This is a genomic window from Bacillus sp. JK106 (genome assembly GCF_053663355.1).
The window spans coordinates 348,072-371,337 of record NZ_JBSJQC010000001.1 but is presented as its reverse complement, the minus strand read 5'-3'; the positions used below and the strand labels follow the sequence as shown (position 1 = coordinate 371,337).

Annotated in this window: 21 protein-coding genes and 1 pseudogene; 9 read left to right on the top strand and 13 right to left on the bottom strand. The window is 45.5% G+C overall.

What is annotated here, in order from left to right; all coding sequences use genetic code 11:
* Positions 1–14: 14 nt before the first annotated feature.
* The 3 genes from narH to ACWJJS_RS01905 form a co-directional block, all read right to left on the bottom strand.
* The gene (narH, locus tag ACWJJS_RS01915; protein WP_167860502.1) at positions 15–1,478 is read right to left on the bottom strand and encodes a nitrate reductase subunit beta; all 1,464 of its coding nucleotides are present in this window, start codon (positions 1,476–1,478) and stop codon (positions 15–17) included.
* Entirely contained in the window at positions 1,468–5,154 is a 3,687-nt protein-coding gene (locus ACWJJS_RS01910; RefSeq protein ID WP_454023270.1) for a nitrate reductase subunit alpha, read from the bottom strand. Before ACWJJS_RS01910 ends, narH begins: the two co-directional genes overlap by 11 nt.
* Positions 5,155–5,330: 176 nt before the next feature.
* Positions 5,331–5,807: a cyclic nucleotide-binding domain-containing protein gene (locus tag ACWJJS_RS01905; RefSeq protein ID WP_007407629.1), complete on the bottom strand. Its 477-nt coding sequence runs from the start codon at positions 5,805–5,807 to the stop codon at positions 5,331–5,333.
* A 142-nt stretch (positions 5,808–5,949) separates the two neighbouring features.
* Between ACWJJS_RS01905 and ACWJJS_RS01900 the strand changes: the two genes are divergently transcribed.
* Entirely contained in the window at positions 5,950–6,669 is a 720-nt protein-coding gene (locus tag ACWJJS_RS01900) for a YwiC-like family protein (RefSeq protein ID WP_102422802.1), read from the top strand.
* A 30-nt stretch (positions 6,670–6,699) separates the two neighbouring features.
* Here the strand turns inward: ACWJJS_RS01900 and fnr are convergent, their stop codons facing one another.
* The 4 genes from fnr to ACWJJS_RS01880 form a co-directional block, all read right to left on the bottom strand.
* Positions 6,700–7,416, bottom strand: a complete 717-nt coding sequence (fnr, locus tag ACWJJS_RS01895) for a fumarate/nitrate reduction transcriptional regulator Fnr (RefSeq protein ID WP_017418713.1) — start codon at positions 7,414–7,416, stop codon at positions 6,700–6,702.
* A gap of 97 nt (positions 7,417–7,513) precedes the next feature.
* Positions 7,514–8,704 carry a nitrate transporter NarK gene (gene narK / locus ACWJJS_RS01890; protein WP_454023269.1) on the bottom strand — a complete coding sequence of 397 codons (1,191 nt, stop codon included), beginning with the start codon at positions 8,702–8,704 and terminating at the stop codon, positions 7,514–7,516.
* Between the two features lie 134 nt (positions 8,705–8,838).
* Positions 8,839–10,509, bottom strand: coding sequence for an arginine--tRNA ligase (gene argS, locus ACWJJS_RS01885; RefSeq protein WP_025853601.1), 1,671 nt, complete (start codon positions 10,507–10,509; stop codon positions 8,839–8,841).
* Entirely contained in the window at positions 10,506–10,934 is a 429-nt protein-coding gene (locus ACWJJS_RS01880; RefSeq protein ID WP_454023268.1) for a DUF1934 domain-containing protein, read from the bottom strand. The genes argS and ACWJJS_RS01880 overlap by 4 nt, the downstream gene beginning before the upstream one ends.
* Before the next feature lie 153 nt (positions 10,935–11,087).
* Here ACWJJS_RS01880 and ACWJJS_RS01875 point away from each other — a divergent pair.
* Positions 11,088–11,600, top strand: a pseudogene (locus ACWJJS_RS01875) (bacteriocin biosynthesis protein AlbG); the annotation flags it as partial.
* Positions 11,601–11,606: 6 nt separating this feature from the next.
* On the opposite strand, the gene ACWJJS_RS01870 reads toward ACWJJS_RS01875, so the two are convergent.
* Together ACWJJS_RS01870 and ACWJJS_RS01865 are read right to left on the bottom strand one after the other, a co-directional pair.
* The gene (locus tag ACWJJS_RS01870) at positions 11,607–12,983 is read right to left on the bottom strand and encodes a YncE family protein (protein WP_454023267.1); all 1,377 of its coding nucleotides are present in this window, start codon (positions 12,981–12,983) and stop codon (positions 11,607–11,609) included.
* Between the two features lie 39 nt (positions 12,984–13,022).
* A complete protein-coding gene (locus ACWJJS_RS01865; RefSeq protein ID WP_454023266.1) occupies positions 13,023–14,378 on the bottom strand; it encodes a YncE family protein in 1,356 nt (451 codons plus the stop codon).
* A 230-nt stretch (positions 14,379–14,608) separates the two neighbouring features.
* Between ACWJJS_RS01865 and ACWJJS_RS01860 the strand changes: the two genes are divergently transcribed.
* The 6 genes from ACWJJS_RS01860 (at position 14,609) to ACWJJS_RS01835 (ending at position 17,722) form a co-directional block, all read left to right on the top strand.
* Positions 14,609–15,754 (top strand): response regulator aspartate phosphatase, encoded by a 1,146-nt coding sequence (locus tag ACWJJS_RS01860; RefSeq protein WP_077722992.1) that lies wholly within the window; start codon positions 14,609–14,611, stop codon positions 15,752–15,754.
* Positions 15,738–15,857, top strand: a complete 120-nt coding sequence (locus ACWJJS_RS01855; RefSeq protein ID WP_069473622.1) for a PhrC/PhrF family phosphatase-inhibitory pheromone — start codon at positions 15,738–15,740, stop codon at positions 15,855–15,857. Before ACWJJS_RS01860 ends, ACWJJS_RS01855 begins: the two co-directional genes overlap by 17 nt.
* Positions 15,858–16,055: 198 nt before the next feature.
* Positions 16,056–16,259, top strand: coding sequence for a helix-turn-helix transcriptional regulator (locus tag ACWJJS_RS01850; RefSeq protein WP_003151064.1), 204 nt, complete (start codon positions 16,056–16,058; stop codon positions 16,257–16,259).
* 13 nt (positions 16,260–16,272) lie between these two features.
* The gene (locus tag ACWJJS_RS01845) at positions 16,273–16,476 is read left to right on the top strand and encodes a hypothetical protein (RefSeq protein WP_069473623.1); all 204 of its coding nucleotides are present in this window, start codon (positions 16,273–16,275) and stop codon (positions 16,474–16,476) included.
* Positions 16,477–16,884: 408 nt separating this feature from the next.
* Positions 16,885–17,166, top strand: a complete 282-nt coding sequence (locus ACWJJS_RS01840) for a hypothetical protein (protein WP_014306021.1) — start codon at positions 16,885–16,887, stop codon at positions 17,164–17,166.
* Between the two features lie 43 nt (positions 17,167–17,209).
* Positions 17,210–17,722, top strand: coding sequence for a stage II sporulation protein M (locus tag ACWJJS_RS01835; RefSeq protein WP_032859656.1), 513 nt, complete (start codon positions 17,210–17,212; stop codon positions 17,720–17,722).
* Between the two features lie 590 nt (positions 17,723–18,312).
* Here ACWJJS_RS01835 and ACWJJS_RS01830 read toward each other — a convergent pair.
* The 3 genes from ACWJJS_RS01830 to speE all read right to left on the bottom strand — a co-directional run bounded on the left by ACWJJS_RS01830 (position 18,313) and on the right by speE (position 20,463).
* On the bottom strand, positions 18,313–18,531 hold the full coding sequence (locus ACWJJS_RS01830) for a helix-turn-helix transcriptional regulator (RefSeq protein WP_003151056.1): 219 nt from the start codon (positions 18,529–18,531) through the stop codon (positions 18,313–18,315).
* Positions 18,532–18,700: 169 nt separating this feature from the next.
* Positions 18,701–19,573 (bottom strand): agmatinase, encoded by an 873-nt coding sequence (speB, locus tag ACWJJS_RS01825; protein WP_003151054.1) that lies wholly within the window; start codon positions 19,571–19,573, stop codon positions 18,701–18,703.
* 59 nt (positions 19,574–19,632) lie between these two features.
* Positions 19,633–20,463, bottom strand: coding sequence for a spermidine synthase (speE, locus tag ACWJJS_RS01820; RefSeq protein ID WP_003151052.1), 831 nt, complete (start codon positions 20,461–20,463; stop codon positions 19,633–19,635).
* A gap of 199 nt (positions 20,464–20,662) precedes the next feature.
* Between speE and ACWJJS_RS01815 the strand changes: the two genes are divergently transcribed.
* Positions 20,663–22,735 carry a transglycosylase domain-containing protein gene (locus ACWJJS_RS01815; RefSeq protein WP_278071396.1) on the top strand — a complete coding sequence of 691 codons (2,073 nt, stop codon included), beginning with the start codon at positions 20,663–20,665 and terminating at the stop codon, positions 22,733–22,735.
* Between the two features lie 24 nt (positions 22,736–22,759).
* On the opposite strand, the gene ACWJJS_RS01810 is transcribed toward ACWJJS_RS01815, so the two are convergent.
* Positions 22,760–23,191, bottom strand: coding sequence for a hypothetical protein (locus ACWJJS_RS01810; RefSeq protein WP_454023265.1), 432 nt, complete (start codon positions 23,189–23,191; stop codon positions 22,760–22,762).
* Positions 23,192–23,266 lie beyond the last annotated feature (75 nt).

The following is a 23,266-nucleotide window of genomic DNA, read 5'->3' as shown; positions in this document are numbered from 1 at the left end:
TCATTTATCAAAAGTTAGAAACAAGAGCCGGGGCCGCCTGAAAATGACAAACCGCAGCTTCCTTGTTCAGCGTATAAATCAGACACTTCTTCTCGATGGCTGCTCGGGATCACAAAGCGGTCATCATATTTGGCGATCGCCAGCAGCCGATACATGTCTTCAATTTGCTGTTCTGTTAAACCGACACCGGAGATCAGTGCCGGGTCGATGGATTTATTCGTCTGAACCGCCCTCATATACTGACGCATGACGGACATTTTCTTTAACGTTGACCGAATATGATCCGTATCACCGGCCGTTAATAGCTGCGCCAAATAGTCAATCGGAATTCTCATTTGGTCGATAGCCGGGAAAATATCTTCCGCCGTTTGCCGGCTGCCTTTTCCTTCAAAGAGATTCATAATCGGGCTGAGCGGCGGAATGTACCAAACCATCGGCAGTGTGCGGTACTCAGGATGAAGCGGCAGCGCAATCTTCCAATCGATGATCATTTTATAGATTGGCGATTGCTGCGCGGCCTCTATCCATTCAGCCGGGATGCCTTGTTCTTTTGCCAGTTTGGCAATCTCAGGATCATTCGGATCAAGAAAAACGTCCAGTTGGGAATGGTAGAGATCCTTTTCATTTTCAACGGAGGCCGCTTCCTCCACTTTGTCCGCGTCGTACAGCATGACGCCGAGATAGCGGATTCTGCCCACACACGTTTCGGAGCAGATGGTCGGCATCCCCGCCTCCAAGCGCGGAAAGCAGAGTGTGCATTTTTCCGCTTTGTTCGTCTGCCAGTTAAAATAGACTTTTTTATAAGGACAGGATGAGACGCAATATCTCCATGAACGGCACGCGTTTTGATCAACGAGTACGATGCCGTCTTCCTCACGTTTGTACATGGCGCCGGACGGGCAGGATGACACGCATGCCGGATTGATGCAGTGCTCACAAATACGGGGCAGATACATCATAAAGACCTCATCGAATTCTGTTTTGATCGATTCCTCCATTTTTTGAACGTTTGGATCTTCAAGCCCTGTAATATGGCCGCCCGCGAGATCATCCTCCCAGTTCGGGCCCCATTCGATATTCATAAAATCACCCGTCAAGGACGATTTCGGCCGCGCCACCGGCTGGTGCTTTTTCTGCGGACTGTTTGTTAATGTTTCATAATCATAGTTCCAAGGTTCATAGTAATCATCAATCGTCGGCTGATTCGGATTATAGAAAAGGCCTGCAAGCCGGTTTGTTTTCGGGCCTGATTTCAGTTCAAGCTTTCCTTTTTTCAACGTCCAGCCGCCTTTATATTTGTCCTGGTCCTCCCATTGCTTCGGGTAGCCGATGCCGGGCTTTGTTTCTACATTATTAAAATACATATATTCCGCACCGGAACGATTTGTCCACGTGTTTTTGCAGGTGACACTGCACGTATGGCAGCCGATGCATTTATCCAAGTTCATGACCATCCCGATCTGCGCTTTAATCTTCAAGCCAATCGACCTCCTTCAGCTTGCGGATGACGACATTCAGATCGCGCTGATTCCCTGTCGGACCGTAATAGTTAAAGCCGTAACTGAGCTGTGCGTAGCCCCCGATCATCTGGGTCGGCTTGACGTGAATCCTTGTCGGGCTGTTATGGGTGCCTCCGCGGTTATTCGTCAGTTTTGTGCCGGGCACGTTGATGTGGCGGTCCTGGGCATGGTGCATAAACGCCATTCCTTTAGGAATCCGGTGAGACAAAACCGCTCTCGCCACGACAACGCCGTTTCGGTTGAAGCATTCAATCCAATCGTTGTCTTTGATATCCGTGTCCTCTGCGTCATCTTTATTCATCCACACGGTCGGCCCGCCCCGGAACAGCGTCAGCATCGGCAGGGAATCAAAATACATGCTGTGAACGGACCATTTATTATGCGGCGTCAAATAATTAAGAACGATCTCTTTGCCCTCTTGATCAGGCCGCTTGCTTAGGAACGGACGGTGCTGGAGGATCGGTTTAAATGTCGCCATCGTTTCACCGAATTCCATCATCAGTTCATGATCGACATAATAGGATTGTCTGCCTGTCAGCGTCCGCCACGGGATTAATTTTTCCACATTCGTCGTAAACGGCGAGTATCTGCGCCCTCCTTTTTCTGAGCCGGTAAAAGCCGGAGACGTGATGACCGTTTTCGGCTGGGCTGTAATTTGCTCGAACGTAAAGCATTCTTCCTCGCGTTCTTCCGCCAGGTCTTTCAGCTTCAGGTTTGTGATGTTTTCAAGCGATTCCCATGCTTTTACGGCGACCTTTCCATTTGAGGTGGACGACAGGGTTAAAATCGCTTCTGCCGCCTGCTTTGCTTCACTTATATTCGGGCATCCTTTGGCAACGCCGTCTGAATCGGTTTCTCCCAGTCTCTTTTTGAGCGATTCATATTCATCGGCGATCGACCAGCTCATCCCTTTTGTTCCGCTCGGTTTTAAAGCCGTATGAGGGCCGAGCGCGGTCATTTTATGAAAAATGTGTTTGTAATCCCGTTCAGCGACATGGATGTTCGGCATCGTTTTTCCCGGAATGGCTTCACATTCGCCCTTGCTCCAGTCATTGATTTTTCCGAACGGCTGGGCCAATTCCTGCATCGTGTCGTGGAGGAGCGGCGTCGCGACTACCTCTTTCACCGGCTCCATCTCGACTTCTTCCGCCAGGTCGGAAACGGCTTTTGACAGTGCTTTGAAAATATCCCAGTCTGACCTCGATTCCCACGGCGCCGAGATCGCCGGAGCAAAAGGATGAATAAACGGGTGCATATCCGTGCTGCTGAGATCGTGTTTTTCATACCATGTCGCCGCCGGCAGCACGATATCGGAATACAGCGCCGTACCGGCCATTCGAAAGTCGAGATTGATTAACAAGTCAAGCTTGCCTTCCGGCGCCTGTTCCCGCCATTTGATTTCTTCAGGGCGGATGCTGTCGCTGTCGTCATTCATCAGACCGTTCGTAGTCCCCAGCAGATGCTTGAGAAAATATTCATGCCCTTTTCCTGAGCTTGAGATCAGATTAGCCCGCCATACGAAGAGATTCCTTGGGAAATTCACTTCATTGTCCGGGTCTTCAATCGCGAATTTCAATTTTTTCTCTTGAAGCCGTGAGGCCACGTACGCACCTACGTCTTCAGGTGTCGCCGCCCCCGCCTTCTCAGCTTCTTGATACAGATTGATGCCGTTTTGATTGAATGTCGGATAGGACGGCAGCCACCCTAATCGCGCTGCCAGCACATTGTAATCGGCGTGATGCTTGTAGCGGGATGACGCGGCGATCGGTGAAGCCAAGTCACTGATCGGCTGGTCTTCATAACGCCACTGGTCTGTCGCAAAGTAAAAAAATGAGGTGCCGTTTTGCAGTTTAGGCACGCCTTCCCAGTCCTTTGCGGTTGCGATCGTCTGCCACCCTTCAGCCGGACGGAGCTTTTCCTGCCCGACATAATGGGCCCAGCCTCCGCCGTTTACGCCTTGGGCGCCGACGAGTAAAACAAGATTTAACACCGCACGGTAAATCGTGTCGGAGTTGAACCAGTGGTTGATTCCCGCCCCTACGATAATCATCGATCTGCCGTCTGTATCGATCGCATTTTGAGCAAACTCCCTGGCAATCTGTATAACGGCTTCTCTTTTAATTCCCGTGATCTGTTCCTGCCAGGCAGGTGTGAACGGACGGGGATCATCATAAGATGCGGCTGATTGTCCGCCGATGCCCCGGTTCACGCCGTAGTTTGCCAATATCAAGTCAAACACGGTCGTGACGTACGTCTCTTCACCATTCAGATCCAATTTTTTAATAGGAAGATCCCGCTCAAGCACTTTGTTTCCGTCATTTGAAAAATACGGAATGCGCACCGAGCCGATTTCGTCCTCTATTCCGAGCACGGAGAGACGGGGTTCAATCGGTTCCCCAGTGTCTTCATCGATCATATGCAGGTTCCATTTTTGCTGTCCGTCCCAGCGGGAGCCCATTGTTCCTTGCGGTATAGCAAATTCGTTTGTTTGTTCATTCCAGACCGCAGGCTTCCATTGATCATGCTTTGTCTGCCGCCCGATGTCTTTCGCATGCAAAAACCGCCCCGCAGTATACACGCCCTTCTCTTTTGACAGAGTGACGAAGAATGGAAAATCGGTGTATTGCTTCGCGTACTCAATAAAACGTTCAGTTTCTTGGTTCACGTAAAATTCCTGCATAATGACGTGCCCCATCGCCATCGCCAGGGCTCCGTCAGTCCCCTGGCGGATGCTCAGCCAGTCATCCGCAAACTTTGAGGACTCCGCAAAATCGGGACTGATTGAAATGACCTTGGCGCCTTTATAGCGGGCTTCCGCCAGAAAATGCGCATCAGGCGTTCTCGTTAACGGAACGTTGGAGCCCCATGTGATGATATAGCCTGAATTGTACCAATCACTGCTTTCCGGAACGTCCGTCTGGTCACCCCAAATTTGCGGGGATGCCGGCGGGAGATCCGCATACCAGTCATAAAAACTGAGCATTGGGCCGCCGATTAAAGACATGAATCGCGAACCTGATGCGTGGCTGATCATGGACATCGCCGGGATCGGAGAAAAACCGACATTCCGGTCAGGCCCGTATTTCATCACTGTATACAGCAGAGAGGCTGAAATCAGCTTCAGCACTTCCGGCCATTCCGCGCGGACAAATCCGCCTTTCCCTCTTGCCTGTTTATAGGACTTCGCTTTTTCAGGGTTTTCAACGATCGATTTCCAGGCATCCAGCGGATTTTGATGCGTCTGCAGTGCTTCCCGCCACAAATTGATCAGCACACCTCGCACATATGGATATTTCACACGGAGCGGGCTGTAGATGTACCATGAAAAACTGGCCCCGCGCGGACAGCCTCTCGGTTCGAAATCAGGCATATCCGGTCCTGTTGATGGATAATTCAAGTTTTGTCCTTCCCACGTGACAATTCCGTTTTTCACATAAATATTCCAGCTGCAAGAACCCGTGCAGTTGACGCCGTGGGTGGAGCGAACGACTTTGTCGTACTGCCATCTGTTTCTGTATACATTCTCCCAATCACGATCTTCGCTTGTCGTTTGGCTATGTTTATTTGAATGATGTTCGATAGGAGAAAAATAGTTTAATCTCCTGAGCAACGGACTCATTTTCTTTTTCTTCATGATCGTTCACTCCTTCCGAGTCAGGTGATGCTATGTACACTATAAACAGAGACGGCGCATCACCTTGTGAACTATGTCACACACTCTGCTTTTTTCACAAAACGTTCACACAGAGCAGCAGGAAGGATTTTCAAACGATATAGGGACGCCCGCGTCATCAAAAAAACCGGTTCTGTTTAAGAACCGGGTTCGGCGTTTTCATCCCGTGATGTATGCAGATACCGCAAAAACAACTGATAGGAACAGAAGACATTTTGCTGAAGCATCGCCAAAAAGTTCATTTGCAGCCGCGGATGGTAAGACATCATTTGCTTAAATACGGAATATGGAATATGGAGTACCAGAATATCCGGTGAGGCATTGACTGAGATAAAAGGCGATAAAGAGAGCCCGCCTTTTTCATCAATCGGAAACACATCGCCTTTTTCCCACAGCGCAACGGTTTGTGACCCTTCAGGGAGCCTGCTGTCCGTAAAACGGATATTGCCTTTCAATACAATATAAACGGATTGTGAATGAAGAAAGGATGGAGATTGGTCAGATGAGCCGCGGATAAACGTCCCGTTTTTCAGCAAGGTTTCGACAATGGACAGAGGCACTTCATTAAACATAGGAAGTTGTTTCAGAAATAATAAATAGTCACACTGATTCATAGGAAAGCCTCCTGTGCTATTGATATCTTTAGTGTAGCCCGATTGAGCCCGCGCGGCAGTGATGTATTTCACAGCTTGTATGATAAAGGTCACTTATCAGGAGAGTGTTTGCACTTATAATGAAATAAAAAGGAGGGTTTCGATGAAGGCGATGATTCCGAAGCAGCACGGCGCATGGGCGATGCTGCTGATTCCATTTTTACTCGGCATGGTCAAGGGAGGCCCGGTTTTCTGGCATATTCCGCTCTTTCTGGGCTGGCTGTTCCTTTACTTGACGGTTTATCCCGTTTCGCTCGCTTTGAAAAAGAAACAGCTTCAGCCCTATCAAAAGTGGATATGGTATTACGGTTTTCCAGCCTGCTGCTTTTTGATCATTTCTGTCTTTCATAAGCCGCAGCTCGTCTGGATCGGCGTTTTTTTATTGCCGCTGTTTCTCATACATACGCATTATGCCCGCCGAAAAAACGAACGGGCGCTCACGAATGATATTGCGGGTGTTCTGTTCTTTTGTTCGGGCGGGCTTGCGAGCTGCTGGCTGGGAACGGGAATCCTTGACGGCTGGGCTTGGTTTCTATTCTTGCAATCCGCTTTATTTTTTGTCGGGAGTTCTTTTTATGTGAAATCGGTCATAAGGGAGAGAAAAAACAGAAGGTTTGCTTACTGGTCATGGGGATATCACCTCTTGCTCCCCTTTTTATCGGCCCTTCTCGGGGCAGGCTGGGCGTTTCTCGCTTTTATCCCAAGCAGTCTGCGGGCCTGGTTTTTTCATGGAAGAGACTGGCCGGTGAAAACAATCGGCATTCTGGAAATCGTAAATGCCGGCTTCTTTTTCGTCGTCATGTGTATATGTATCACAAGCTGAAAAACAAGGACATCGGCTGCCCTTGTTTTTTCAGTCAATATTGCAGATCTCAAGCGGACAATTTTCACACTCGATCTCACATCGTAAATAGTCCCGTTTGTGCAAAATAATTTTTCCGGTTTCGTCTATCGAAATAACCCCTTGTTTGCGGAGGTCTCCCAGCATGCGGTTGACGCTCTCCCTTGCCGCCGCGCAAAACTTAGCCAAATCCTGATTTGTCAGCACGATGTTAATCAGAATCCCATCGCTTCGTTCCACCCCGTAGCTGTTTGATAAGCGGATAAGGGTGGAATAGAGCGCCCCTTTTTTGCCGTGAAGAAGCAGATCCCTGATCTTAGATTGGATTTTTCGCAGATGGGTGCTCATCCATTTCATAAATTCAAACGTCAAAACACCGTTTTGGATCAATTCCTTTTCCAGCTTGTTTTTATTAATGACGAGCACCTCCCCGTCCTCTAACACTTTCGCACTGAGCATATATCTCGGCTCATCTGTGAATAGCGTCAATTCCCCGACAATATCGTGTTTCTGGCAGATTCTAAGTGTCAGGTCTTTTCCGTCAGACGTCAGCTTGCCGATTTCAATGAGTCCTGATTGAATCAGATAAAGCTCTTCTGCATCCATTCCTTCTTGAAACAAATACGTGTGTTTTTTCATTTTCCTTTTCGTACTGATCGATTCCAGCAATTCATGCAGTTCGCGGGAAAGAAGTTCTTTATCAGATTTTCGGACAGAGAGAATATTCATGAGCTCACCTCGAAGAAAGTCACGTTGCGTATGTATATTGTAACGTGACTTGATTTGCACTCGCCCAGAAAAAATTAACAATCTTGTGAATGGATCATTATGAATCAAGGCTATGACTGTTTTTCTCCGTATGTGTTTTCATTCTTTCCTGCCAATACATCCAGATCACAAGGACAAAGCTGGCTAACGCAACCTCTGAAAGCGCCATAAACCCGATCGCGTATTGGCCTGTTGCCTGAAATACACTTGCCAGAATCAGCGGAGGGAAAAAACCGCCCAGTCCGCCCATGGCAGACACAATACCGTTGGCAATCCCCGCTTGCTTCGAAAAATAGAAAGGCACCAGTTTAAATACCGTCCCGTTTCCAATCCCTGAGCAGACTGCCACCGTCAGCGATCCGAACGCATAAAGGCCGATCGCCGGGGAGAATGACAGCATGACGCCTGACAGCGTAAGCCCTGCGAAAACGAACATCAGAATGCGGAGCGGGCTCAGTTTATCTGCAAGAAACCCTCCCACAGGCCTGAGCAGCGTAGAGACCGCAATAAAGCCGGCCGTCCGCAGACCGGCATCCGCAGGGCTCAGCCCAAAATGCTCAACCAAAAAATTCGGAAGATAGATGGTAAAGGCGACAAAGGCGCCGAACGTAATAAAATAAAACAGGCTCAACATCCACAGCACATGATTTCGGTAAACGGCTTTCATTTGTGTCTTTATGGAAACTTTGACTTTCTTCTCATGCCGGTCGCCGAACAAAACGTGCAGTAATGCGAAAACAGCCAGCAAAACAAGATACATCTGCACGGTTGCTTTCCATCCCGCGGCTTGAGCGATAACCGGCGCGGCAAAGGTAGTAACGGCGGTCCCGATGTTTCCGGCACCGTAAATCCCATTGACGACACCGTGCTTTTCTTTCGGATAATATTTCGGGAGGGACGTCACTCCGATGGAGAATACCGCTCCCCCGATCCCTAAGAAAAAGCCGCCCGCGATTAAATCAAATAAAGAATTCGCGATACTGATCCAAAATACGGGAAACAAAAGCAGGATGAAGCTGATCATAAACATCAGCCGCGCGCCATACCTGTTCGTTAAATATCCTAAAGGAATACGGAGAAGCGATCCGAGAATAACGGGAATCGCCGTCACCAATGAAATCTCGCCTTTGCTTAAATGAATATCTGATGTCATTTGAGAAATGAGCGATGAAATCAGCACCCACACCATAAACCCTGCCACTAAGCTTAATGACTGCAACGATAATTGAGTATGTTGACGATTGATCATTCGGCTTGCCCCTTTCACTGATTCAATATCAGTCTTATCATACAAAAACTCAGTGTGCGGGATTGTGAATTACATCACACGCTTTATATGCAAAAAAAAGAACAAAGCCCGAAGACTTTGTCCTTTGATCATCATTACATTTTTTCCGGAGCGGATACGCCGATCAGCTGAAGCGCATTGTTCAGCGTAATTTGCGTCGCCTTCATTAAAGCGAGACGCGCGCGGCTCTTCTCTTTATTTTCCGGATCGATGACTTTCTCTGCATTGTAGAAGCTGTGCAGAGCGGAAGCCAGATCATAAATATAGTTTGTGACACGGTGAGGAATGCGTTTTTCCGCCGCTTCTGCCACTGCCTCAGGGAAGCCGCCGATTGTTTTCAGCAGGTCATATTCTTTTTCTGATTGAATATGGCTGAAATCAAGATCTGCCGCCGGTTTAAGTCCCTGCTCCTCCCCTTGGCGAAGCATGCTGCAAATACGTGCGTGTGCGTATTGCGCATAATACACAGGGTTTTCATTAGATGTTGATACGGCAAGATCCAAGTCAAAATCCATATGCGTATCAGCGCTGCGCATCGCGAAGAAATAACGGACCGCGTCAAGGCCGACCTCTTCAATCAGGTCGCGCATCGTTACGGCTTTCCCCGTACGTTTGCTCATCTTCATTTTTTCGCCGTTTTTGTATAAATGAACGAGCTGAATGATCTCAACTTCCAATGTGCCTTTCTTGTAACCGAGCGCTTCAATCGCCGCTTTCATACGCGGAATATACCCGTGATGATCCGCGCCCCATACATTGATGAGCTTGTCGAATCCGCGGTCAAGTTTGTCTTTATGGTATGCGATATCCGGCAGCAGATAAGTGTATGAGCCGTCTTTTTTGATCAGCACACGGTCTTTATCGTCGCCGAACGTTGTGGAGCGGAACCATGTCGCGCCGTCCTCTTCGTATACATGGCCCTTTTCGCGAAGCGTCTCGAGCGCCTGATCAATTTTTCCGTTTTCGTACAGGGACGTTTCAGAATACCATACGTCAAACGGCACGCGGAAATTTTCCAGGTCGGAGCGAAGTTTATCAAGCTCGTACTTTAAGCCGTATTCACGGAAAAACGCCTGACGTTCGCTCTCCTCTTCATGTACGAAACGGTCACCGAAATCTTCGGCAAGTTTTTTCCCGATGGCGATAATATCCTCGCCGCGGTAACCGTCTTCCGGCATCGGTTTCTCGAGGCCGAGCGCTTCAAAATAACGGACTTCAACGGAAAGCGCCAGGTTGTTAATCTGGTTGCCCGCATCATTAATATAGTATTCACGGCTCACATCATAGCCCGCTTTAGAAAGCACGCTGCACAGCGCGTCACCTACCGCCGCGCCGCGCGCATGGCCTAAGTGAAGATCTCCCGTCGGGTTGGCTGATACGAATTCGACCTGAATCTTTTCGCCTTGTCCGATGTTTGTCTCTCCATAATGTTCACCCGCTTCAAGCACGGACGGAATCAGTTTTGTTAAGTAGCTGTTGTTCATGTAAAAGTTGATAAAGCCGGGTCCCGCAATATCCATCTTTTCAATGGAAGCTTTGCCTTTATCAAATGACGCCACGATCTCCTCAGCGATTTGGCGCGGCGCTTTTTTTGCGATTCTCGCCAGCTGCATCGCCATGTTTGTGGAATAATCACCGTGTGTTTTGTCTTTCGGCGTTTCTAACAGTACGCTTGGAATCTGGCTTTCGTCCGCCAGGCCCGCTTTCAGAACGGCCGCTTTGATCTCTTCCTTCAGCACGTCCTTCATTTGTTCCGCAATATTCATGCGTGAGTTCCTCCCTCATACGTGATCGTCATATTATGTAAATGCTGCTGCTCGTCTCCGACATGCATGTCATATGCGATGCTGATTCGGCCTTTTTCTTCACCGAGATCAGATTGAATCGATTTAGTGCTTGTTTGCAGCTCAAGCTCACCAAATGACATTTTATATTTCGCAATTGTGGAAGCTCCCGTTATGAAACGCTGATTCATTTTAACAGCGCCTGACCTCATGATCAGGACTTCGCCTTCGCTCACCTTCACAATCGTTTTTACTCTGCCTAGGTCGTGTTCTTCATAATAAGATAGATACACTTTTTGTTGTTTTACATAGTAAAATCCGGTAGTACGGAATTCGATGACTTCCTCATTTCCGTCATCCTCGATCACAGACTTCACATGGAGTGTTATCGGTGTCTCTTGTTTCATTTTGACACGTCCTTTTCATCATTCCACTTTGACTTGAATAGTATAATCCTTCAGTTTGTAAACTTCAACTGCTTCTATCTTACCATCATTGCTCATTAGATTTGAAGATAAACCTCATAAAAAGCAGTTCCTTATGAGAAGAGAAAATCATATCACGATGTCACCCAATCCGTGAAAAACATGACAGCAGCTTTTCAGAAACCCACACAGTCTCATCGAAGCTGCTGCGACTTCCAGCAACATAGATTGGGCAGCAGAAATGCCAACGATGTCAAAGCGCTGCGTGACAGCTATAAAAACGTCCGCCAAACACACATGATGGCTGCTGTATTATGCCAAGTCATCATATTCGGCTGCGTGTTCGAAATCGTCAAAGCCGTCCCTTTCCGCTTTCACACGCCCCTTGCCGTATCAATGGGACTCGCGGTGTTACTGATTTTGTATTTATCGTATTTTATACGGACGTACTTGCTGCAGCTTTTCCAGCATGGCAGCCTGTTCAAAAAAGGGCATGCGGGAGCGCTGACAGGAGCCGGGGGTTGGCGGATGTTCAGTTTCACCATAAGTGAACTGCTGTTTTTGATCATCCTGGCTGCCATCCGGCAGATCGGCTCATTTATTTATAAACGATTTTTTTATCGCAGCTCTGCTTCTCTCAACCTGTGAAATAAGCTACATCGCAATCGCTGACGGACCAGTCCCAACCGGAATCACCGTCATGGCTGTATAATCACTCGTGCGGTACACGGTTACGGTATTGTCGTCGGGCTGTGCTGCATAAATGTACTGATTATCAGGTGTTACGGCAAGATCAAAGGCGCCGGGCAGAGACACGTTTGCAATGATCCTCTGTCTAGCCGTATTAACTACGTATAAGTTATTAATGAGAGACGGTTCACTATATGGCTCTAGAAAATAAGCCCTAGTGCTATCGCGAGAAAATACAATCGTCCTCAGAGTTTCAAATAAACGGTTGAAGCCGCCTCCCCTGCTTAATGGTGACAAACTGATCTCCGTTACACCTTTCGGCAGCAGCTCACCATTCAACACATACGCAAAATTTCCAGCGTAAGGAGTTGCAATTAAACTGGGAAATTCAAATGAATCTATGATACTTTCTACCAACTGCCCAGTATTTACATCATATTTATCAACCGACCAACTGCTTCCATTAGCGGTATAGACATACTGTCCATTCGGATCAAGAGCAAAGTCTAAAGCGCCGGGTATCGGAATGACATCAATGACCGATTGAGAGGCCATGTTGATCATATATATAGATCCGGCGGCCATCACGTACGCGAACTCATCTGTTGAATCAAATTCAACCTTTCTCGGCCCTCCTCCAACAGTGATGGTATTTATGATGGTTAATGTTTTATTATCTAGCACTGAGACAAGGTTGGTATTCCCATGGAGGACATACGTGAAAGCTTTATCGAAAGTAACGCCTAGATTAGTTGGCACGTCAGAAAAAGGGATTGTTTTTACAACAGTGTTTAAATCTGAATCAATAACCGAAACCGTGCTGTCTCCTGAATTGGCTGTAAACACATACGATTGAGGGTCTGGCGATGGCGGTAAAACAAGTGTCCCGGTCACCGTAAGCGGACTGCCGTAGAAAGGCGGTACAATGAGAAGATCTTCCACTGTTATTTGACTGAAATCAGGACAGCGGCCAGACTGCGCTGCATAATAAACAACTTGATCAATCTCTTCAGTATGAATCACAGAAACAGACCCGTCCCCTTGTCCATATTGATTTCGTACAGGCGACACACTGACAAGAAGCGTAACGGTCCCTTTTACTCTCACGGCATATCGAACACCGATATCTTCTGGTTCCGGCCCAGTCTGGATTAAGCAAGGCTCACTGATACATAATAAATGATCAGTACTCCATGTAACCGTCGCAGCTGCTTCGGCAGAATCAATGGTGAACCCCTCGGGAATGTCAATCGGCACTTGAAACGGCGCTTCTCGGCTAATTTCCTCATCACAAAAACAGAAACAATTTTCCTGTAAAGCAGACAGATCATTCTTTTTCATGAATTCACGTCCTTTTAGAAATGTACAGCATGCAGTTGATTAAATCACAATAGCTCCCGGTGAAACCCCAAGAGATATCACAGTTTCCGCAGAATAATCATCCGTGTTGTAAACAGTGATGTTCTGCTCTATAAAATGAGCAGCATACAGAAATTCGCCATTCGGAGTAAACGCAAAGTCTCTTGCCGATTGCCGAACATTTCCTATAACGCCTGCACCATTCGGACTGACAGCATATAAATTTCCGGTGAAGCTGTCATGTAAATACACCTCTGATCCACTCGTAAACATTACATATTGGCCATCAGACTCCAGCTCTTGGGTAATGCTGATCGTAAACGTATTTAAGTCAATAACCGTCAAATAATTGAATAAGAATTCTTGTTCTAAGACACACGCATACCGCTCCGGCCAATTTGTTTCTATGGATGATACGATAAGCTCTCGTTCAATTGTTCCTGTGACTTCACCGGTGAATAGGTCCACTTTTTGCACTAAACCAAAATCAAGAACATAGGCGAATAACCCATTGGGATCAATTTCAAAATCAAATCCTTCCACAGGAATCGACCTATCCACAGTTAACGTATCAATTTCAATCACATAAATCGCAGTATCGCCGAGAACATAAGCAAACTCATGATTTGGGATACATTTTATCGATCTAGACGGCTGGTCCAGCAGTATGGATGCTGTCACCGTTAACGTGTCATAATCGATGACAGAAATCACATTATTGTTGAAGTGCAAAACAAACACAGCGCTTTTATCCGGAGTTATTTCAATACCTGTCGGCCGGTACGGCAGAGCAATCGTTGTCACAACAGTATGAGTGTTTGTATCAATCACAGAAACTGATTGATCATTTGGATTCGCTGTAAACGCATAAACGGGCTCCGGCTCAGGAACAAACACAATCGTGCCCGTCACCGATAAAGGACTGCCATAGAATGGCGGAACGACAATAAGGTTCTCGATCGTAATGTCACTGACATCCGGGCAATCATCGGGTTCATCAGAATAATAGACGACTTGGTCAATCTCTGCATTGCGGATGACAGAAACAGCCCCGTCCCCTTGTCCATATTGATTTCGCACTGGTGAGACACTGACGAGAAGCGTAACAGTTCCCTGCAGGCGCACTGCAAATTGAATACCGATTTCATCAGGCTCAGGCCCCGTCTCAATGAAACAGCGTTCAATGACACAAGAAAGGCTGCCTGCATTCCACGTCACGTTTGCAACAGCTTCAGCCGGATCAACAACAAACCCCTCAGGCAATTCAATCGGCGCTTGAAACATCGCTTCACGGCTTGCTTCTTCCTCGCAAAAACATAAACATTCTTCTTGTGCGGCTCCTGCTTTTTCTTTAAAGGAAAGCTTGTTATTTCTCATATCTTCACTTCCTTTTCAGACATACACTGCTCACGCAGATACAACAGAATATGGGAAGGTGTATTTGTTTGCTTGTACAAATTGCGGGGATAATAGTGGATTTTTGAAATGATATCCGCAGACATGCGGTTTTAACGAAAGAAAACATTGCGGTATTTTTGCGCTATCCTTCCGAATGAAAATGATAAAATATGTCATATACATAACGTGGAAGGGAGGGATTCGGAATAGTGGCGAGTGTTTTATCGTCTTCAGCGATTGGAGAAAAAATCAACGAATGGTATATGTACATTCGAAGGTTCAGCATCCCGGACGCCGAGTATTTGCGGAGAGAAATCAAAGAAGAACTTGCAGGCCTGGAAGATGACCAGGATCTTCATCTGTACTATTCTCTCATGGAATTCCGCCACAATCTGATGCTCGAATACCTCGAACCGCTGGAATCGCAGCGGATAGAAGAACAGCCGAGACTATCGGATCTGCTCGCGGATATTGATAAAAAGCAGGCCCGGCTGACCGGACGGCTTGATTATTATTTTAATTTTTTCCGGGGGATGTATGAGCTGGAATGCCGTGAATATCTTTCAGCGATTCAGTTTTTTAAGAAAGCTGAATATAAGCTGGATTTTGTCAAAGATTGTATCGAGAAAGCTGAATTTTATTTTAAGATGTCAGAGTCCTACTATTATATGAAGCAGACTTATTTTTCTATGGATTATGCCCGGCAGGCTTATAAAATTTATCATAAGCAGGAGGCATATAATATAAGGGTGCTTCAGTGCCATTCATTGTTCGCTACCAACTTTCTTGACTTAAAGCAATATGATGAAGCAATTCAGCATTTTAAAAAAGCTTATGCCATGGCAGAGGCAGAACAGCAGCCTCAATTAATGGGCCGGACTCTATATAATATCGGACTTTGTTTTAACAGCCAAGGAAATTACAAACCAGCCATTGATTACATAAAACGGGCAATAGCTGTTTTTGAAGATGGGAACATCATCACTTCTCTCCCGCAAGCCTATTTCTTAATCACACAAATACATTATAAAATCGGAAATATGGCCATAGCCAGACAATATCATGACAAAGGGGTATCTTATGCAGAGGAGGCAGAAGATTCCCTATATATAGTCGAATATGAATTTTTAGAATCTTTGTATGTCGGTGAGCCTGATGAAGAAGCAATCATGGAATGTTTTGACTTTCTCAGAGATAAAATGATGTATGCTGATCTTGAAGATTTTGCCTTAGATGTGGCAAAATATTATCATGAAAGAGAGAATTTCGAGAAGGCTGCTGCATATTTTTTAAAGGTGGAAGAAACAAGACAGCAGATTCAAGGAGGTGTGAAGTTGTATGAAATTGAAGTATAAATTAGCACTTACTTGCTTGGCAGTAAGCACTGTTTTTGTTTCAGCCGACATCGCAAGTGCACCGGAACATCAATTTGAAATTGCTCAGCGCGGAATGATTTAAATGATAATTACTTTTAGGCTTGCAGGTTAAACTGCAAGCCGTTTTTTATATAAACAACTAATTTACAAAAACAAAAAACATACCTTAGAACTCAAATGTGTAAAAAGTATTTGACACTTATACATATATTATTTAAAATAAATATATATAAATTTGAAAATTTAAAATAAAAAACAAAATAAGTTAAGGAGGGTTTTAGTGGATAACAATATAAAAAAACTTAGAACAGCAGCTGATATTTCACAAAATGATCTGGCTAAGCTCTGCAATGTGACCAGGCAAACCATCAATGCAATTGAAAATAATAAATATGACCCGACTTTAAGTCTGGCTTTTTCGATAGCTCACGCTTTAAATACGGGAATAGATAAAGTATTCAACTATAACGCCAAAAAAAATTAAGGGAGCGGTTCTTATGAAGAAAATGGATGAGATGCAAAAACACCAATCGGGTACAGCCGCCAGAATAGCATTTAGTTTTTATACTGTCGCTTTACTGATATGGTCATTAATAGATTATTTTAAAAACGGAAATACAGGATGGCAATTTCCGATTCTTTTAATAGGCTGCGCGCTCTATTTATGGATTCAAGTTTATCAAAATCGAAAAACAAGGTAACGATTCCAATACACTTCCGGAGGATTATACAGCAATGTACGAATACAAGTTCATAAAAGCAGAAGTAAACCGATGGAAAGGAAAACCTAAAGAAGACTATAAATAAATTATTGAAAAGTATTCGCAACAAGGGTGAAAGCTGGTTCAAATATTTGCTCCTGCTATTTCAGGCTATGGGGCAGCCGATTATTTTGATATTATTTTTGAAAAAAAAAGTATAATGTTTCAGTACCAAAGAAAGCCGGATCATACATATGGTCCGGCTTTCTTTGTACGAAATAAGCCAGCAGATACTTTTACGGATTTCACCTCTTAACTATTATTTTTTCGGAAATCCGCAATTCAAATAGATTCCAATATATTTTATTATTTAACTTGCTGGGGATATTGAAAAAATTGGAGGAAAAAATGAATCTACTTTTAAAAACACAAAATAGTAAAGCGATTTTTACATTAGTAGCATCAGGAATCATTGTTCTCGCTCTTTTCAGTATGAAACATAATCATTTAAGCATGGATGTTATCGATATTTTAAACAGAGCTGGAATTATCGCTCCTAGTTGGATTGTCAGTGCTATCACCGCAACGGGTTCAGTTCTGGCTATCATTACTGTTTTAGGATCTCTTGGTGCGGGCTTACCATTGGCCGTTTTAGAACAATTGGCTGCAGCAAGTACAGCAGCAGCATAATATAAAACATTAAATTCAATATCCCTGGCAGTCCCTTTAACGAATGGATGAAAATACATTGTTTAAAAAGAATGTTTTAGTCAAATTGTACATACTCTGTCTGATCTTATTTTTAATTGCTTTATTTACAGCATATTTTTATACAGATTCCGCTTCAAATGTAAATAATCTAAATCGAAATATCCGTCCGGATTTTTTTCAGATTTTCTTTAATAATATTAAAGTAGCGAGTCTGCTTGTTTTTTTAGGCCCGTTGACGCTGTCGCTTGGCACGGTTGCTGTTTTAATTATTAATGGATTAATTTTAGGAAATGCGATAGGAAACATTAAAGACAATTTAAACCTTTTACTGCTTGTTATACCCCATGGAATAATTGAAGTGCCGGTATTGCTTCTTGCAGCCTCTGTAGGAATGAAATTAACTTTAGATTTATTACTCCTCAAAATAAATTTGAAATTCACTTTTAAATATATTGGTATTATATTTCTCGGTTTAATGATAGCAGCTATGTTAGAAACATTTATTACACCTATCTTTATAAAAGGAGCCTCTTAGGATTATGCAAATTGAATTATCTTCATTTAAGGAACGAAACATTAATTTTTTGTCCTCGTTTTTGTTTTATATTATCGGGTTAGCTTTTTATTTAAGTTCCCTTTTACCTTTTATGAAAAGTTTAATTCCCAAAAACATCCCTATACAAGTTGTTGAGCAAGTAAAACATTTAGATTACATCATTGCAATAGCCGCACTGTTTCTTTTAATGTTCGGGGTCATTTTTGAAGGATTCGTATTATTTCTCATTATAAATTTTCTTGGCGCTCAAATTAAGATCAAAACTTTTTATTCCCTATTTATGTTTTCTAACATCCCGGTCGCAATTAAGTTTTTTCTTATATCATTCAAAAATATTTTCGCAGAACATCCAAACACTAGTTTATTTTTCACAAGTAATCATTTGATTTTTTCTATCTTTGATTTGTTCAATATTGCATATTTATTTCTTTTGTTTATTCTTCTGAAATGGAGAACAAATTTGAACTACCTGACAATCTCAGTTTTTATTTTTACGGCATTCCTGTATAGAATGTTTTTTTAGCATATATAAATAAACCCCCTCAATAGGGGTTTTTCTTTCATTTCGTTCACTGTATACAATTCCTTTTATATGCTTCCGAAACAATACCGACTCTAGTACTCACATTCCACTTTTTACAAAGACCGGCTATGATATATTCGACATTACGCTGCGAGTAGTTTAATGACTTAGCGATCTCTTTATTAGGCTTTTCAGCAATTATCAGTTTAATTACTGAAATTTCAATCTTTTTTAATTCCAATTCATTTTCTACTGCTGTTTTCATTCTAACTTCCTTTCTAAAGATGTATTTACTAAATAATACCCTATTATATAATTTTTATCAATAACATCAATTATTAATAGTAAAATAATATATTGCTTTTACTAACTTCTAAGGAGTTTATATACAATATAAAAATCCCCCGCCATGTTTCAAGCGGGGGAAATTCTTTCTATTTCACAAACCCAAGCAGCATTTCACGGATCATCTTGCTTGCCGTGTTTGCGGTTTGTTCTGAGTGGTCATAGACCGGTGCCACTTCTACGAGGTCGGCGCCTTTTACGCTGACCTCTGAGCGCGCGATTTCATGGATGGACGCGAGCAATTCTTTAGACGTGATGCCTCCCGCGTCAACCGTGCCCGTTCCCGGCGCATGAGCGGGGTCAAGAACGTCGATATCGATCGTGACATAAACAGGGCGTCCCGCAAGCTGCGGCAGCACTTTTTTCAGCGGCTCAAGCACTTCAAACTTAGAAATGTGCATGCCGTTTTCTTTCGCCCATTCAAATTCTTCCTTCATTCCGGAGCGGATGCCGAATGAAAATACGTTTTGCGGCCCGATGAGCTCGGCCGCTTTGCGGATCGGAGTAGAGTGGGAAAGCGGTTCGCCTTCATAATCCGTGCGCAGGTCGGTGTGCGCGTCAAAATGAATGATGGCAAGATCCGGAAACTTCTTATACATGGCTTTTATGACAGGCCATGATACAAGGTGCTCCCCTCCCATGCCGAGCGGGAACTTGCCTTTTTCTAAGATGCCGTCCACGTATTCTTCAATCATATCAAGGCTTCTTTGCGGATTGCCGAACGGAAGCGGAATGTCTCCGGCGTCAAAGAAATTCAAATCAGCCAAGTCACGGTCGAGGTACGGGCTGTATTCTTCAAGACCGATAGACACCTCGCGGATTCTCCCCGGGCCGAACCGTGAACCCGGACGGTAGCTGACCGTCCAATCCATCGGCATGCCGTAGAGGATGGCGTCCGCCTCTTTCCAGTCGGGGCGGCTTGCGATAAATACTTTTCCTGAATAAGCTTCATCAAATCTCATCAATAATACCCTCGCTTTCCTGTAAAAAAGCGCAAGATTCGCTCCTGCGCCGTACGTTTTTATTTGATTAAGTCGCTCACAAATTTCGGAAGAACAAATGCCGCTTTGTGAAGCTCTTTCGTGTAATATTTCGTGTCGATGTCAAAGAAACGGCTGTCCTCCACTTCAAGCGGATCGTACTTTTTAGAACCGATCGTAAATGTCCACAGGCCGCTCGGGTACGTCGGGATATTAGCCGTATACAGACGGGTGATCGGGAAGATTTCTTTCACGTCACGCTGTACGTTTGTAATCAGTTCCGGTGTAAACCACGGGTTGTCCGTCTGCGCGACGAAGATGCCGTCTTCTTTTAACGCCTTGGAAATTCCGGCATAGAAGCCTTTTGAGAACAGATTGACGGCCGGTCCGACCGGTTCTGTTGAATCAACCATAATAACGTCATACTCATTTTCTGATTTCGCGATGTGCATGAAACCGTCATCGACTCTCACGTCGACGCGCGGATCATCAAGCTTGCCCGCAATGGACGGAAGGAATTTTTTAGAGTATTCAATAACCTTGCCGTCAATGTCGACAAGCGTCGCTTTTTTTACGCTTGGGTGCTTCAGAATCTCTCTGATGACACCGCCGTCTCCGCCGCCGACAACGAGAACGTTTTCCGGATTCGGGTGCGTAAATAACGGGACGTGCGCAACCATTTCATGATAGACGAATTCGTCTTTTTCAGAAGTCATGACCATTCCGTCTAAGAACAGCATGTTGCCGAATTCTTCTGTCTCCACCATTTCCAGATGCTGAAATTCCGTCTGTTCCGTATGTAATGTTTGTTTCACCTTTAATGTAATGCCGAAATTCTTCGTCTGCTTCTCCGTATACCAAAGCTCGCTCAATTGTCATCTCCCTTTCAAGGCTTATTTCATTTATTGTAAGCGTCTGTATCGCTTTTATTCCGGTTAAAATCTCATTTTCACCTAAGGAAAAAGTATAGAGGATGGAGGGGAAAAAGTAAAGAAGTGTCCGGTTTGATATGTTTAAAAAACCCCCTTTTTTCACATAATAATAGAATCATGAAAAAGGGGGTTCCCAAAAGTGGATAAAGTATCTGGAAAACAGCTCAGAATCACGTTCAAAATCATCCGCGCCTGCATCTTTCTGACACTGATCGGCGGAATGCTGGCCGGCGTCTGCTTCACATCCGTTCTTCTTGCAGCGAAATGGCAGGGCGCCCCCTCCGTCCGGGTTCCTCAGTCTACGATTCTTTATGCAAATGACGGCTCAAAGCTAGGTGAGACCGATTTCGGGGAAAAGCGCTACTGGGTCCGGTTAAAAGATATCAATCCGACAGCGGTGCAGGCCGCGATTGCGGTGGAGGATCAAAACTTTTACAATCACCACGGTTTTGATTACCGGCGGATGGCCGCCGCCGCGCTGGCTGACATAAAGGCAATGGCCAAGGTTCAGGGCGCCAGCACCATCACCCAGCAATACGCGAGAAATCTCTACCTTGAGCATGATAAAACATGGAAACGAAAATGGAACGAAGCATTTTACACGATCCGCCTTGAACAGAACTATTCTAAAAACGAGATTTTAGAAGGTTATGTAAATACGATATATTACGGCCACGGCGCATACGGAATTGAAGCCGCCTCCCGCCTGTATTTCGGCAAACACGCCAAAGATCTGAACGATGCGGAAGCCGTGCTTCTGGCGGGCATACCGAAAGGCCCGTCCGGCTATTCGCCATATGTCAGCGAAAAGAAGGCCAAACAGCGCCAGGAAACCATTCTCCGTCTGATGGCCGGACAAAAAATGATCTCAAAAGAAAAGGCGGAAAGGATTAAGAAAACGCCGCTTGCCTATCAGCCGCTGAAAAACAGAACCGCAGCGAAAACGGCGCCTTATTTTTACGACGATGCGATGAAAGAACTCGAGAAAAAGCTCGGCATGACGCGTGAACAGCTCGCAACGAGCGGGTTGCGTGTTTATACAACGCTTGATAAGCGCATGCAGCGGATCGCGGAAAACACTGTGGCACATACGATCCGTACCGGCTCTGACATTCAGGTCGGCTTTTCCGCGATTGATCCGGCAACAGGGCGCGTGCTTGCGCTTCTCGGCGGACGTGACTACGAAAAAAGCCCGTTTGACCGGGCGACACAGGCGAAACGGCAGCCGGCTTCCACGATCAAGCCGCTTTTGTACTACAAAGCGATTCAAAGCGGCTTTACACCGGTCACGCTGATGAAAAGCGAAGCCACTGAGTTCCAGATTGACGAAAACGGAGATACCTATTCTCCAAGCAATTACAACGGCTACTACGCCAATAAACCGATTACGCTGCTTCAGGCGCTTGCGTTATCAGACAACATCTATGCCGTGAAGACCCATCTCTTTCTCGGCATGAATAAGCTCGTGTCGGCGGCAAAGGAATTCGGCATCAGCGAACATTTAAAGCCCCTTCCGTCTCTGGCGCTCGGAACTGAACCCGTGCGCCCGATTGAGATGGTTAATGCCTATGCGATGCTCGCAAACGGGGGAAAACAAATCACCCCTTCCTTTATCACAAAAGTGACGGATACCGCCGGCAACGTCTTGTATGAACAGCCTCGCGGACATCAGCAGACGCTTGATAAAAAAGCCGCTTTTGTGACGGCGAGCATGATGACGGGCATGTTTGATCAGGATTTAAACGGCTATACTTCCGTCACGGGACGCACCATTTCTGACCGGCTGACCCGAACCTATGGCGGTAAATCAGGCACGACCAGCGCAGACAGCTGGATGATCGGCTTTAATCCCGCTCTTGCCGCCGGTGTGTGGACAGGCTATGACAAAAGCAGCACGATTGATTCAGTAGAAGAAAAAAGCTATGCGAAGACGATTTGGGCGGACTTTATGGAGAAGGCGCTCGAAGGAGAACCGGAAATAGCGCTTAAACCGCCGAAGGGCGTCACGGGCGTCTATATCGATCCCGCTTCCGGCTACACTTCGGGACCCGGATGCGCCGCAAAGCATTATACGTATTTCATCGCAGGCACTGAGCCCGCGGATGTGTGCTACGGACCGGAACCGTCTAAAAAAGAAAAGGAACACGTCCCCGCCCGTAAAGAAGCTCCGCGCAAAAAGTGGTGGGATAAGTGGCTCGGCAAAAAAGACTGAGCCCGGTGCATTGCGCGCCGGGCTTTAATCCGAGTCTTCCTCAAGCACCCACGGGAGCAAGAGTGAAAAGTCGAGATGGATAATAGGGTCAGGAAAACCCTTCGGTATAAAAAATGTTGTACTAGGCAAAGAAAACGAAAAGCGGGTATCTCCCGCTCTCTCAATATGAAACTTCGGCCAGCCTTCCCTAAGCATGCCGACAATCGGATAGCTGCCCGCATAATGATGCAGGCCGTTTTCCTTTCCATGCTCCCCCAAGTCGTGACAGACAGCCGGACGAATCCCAAACTGCGTAAACAATCTTGTTTTCTCGGCGGGAAGGAGATTCACCGCCTCGGAAAAGTTCCGGCAGCTCCCGCAATCGCAGGGATCAGGCCATGATTTTTCATATTGTTTTCTCGTTTCCGCCGTATCTGCTTCAATGACCCAAGGCCCGATGTCAAAGACGGTGAACATGATGAAACCTCCGCGTAAACATGAAAAACCCCGAGTCTTGGTTCGGCTCGGGACTTTCCATGTCCTGATTCTGTA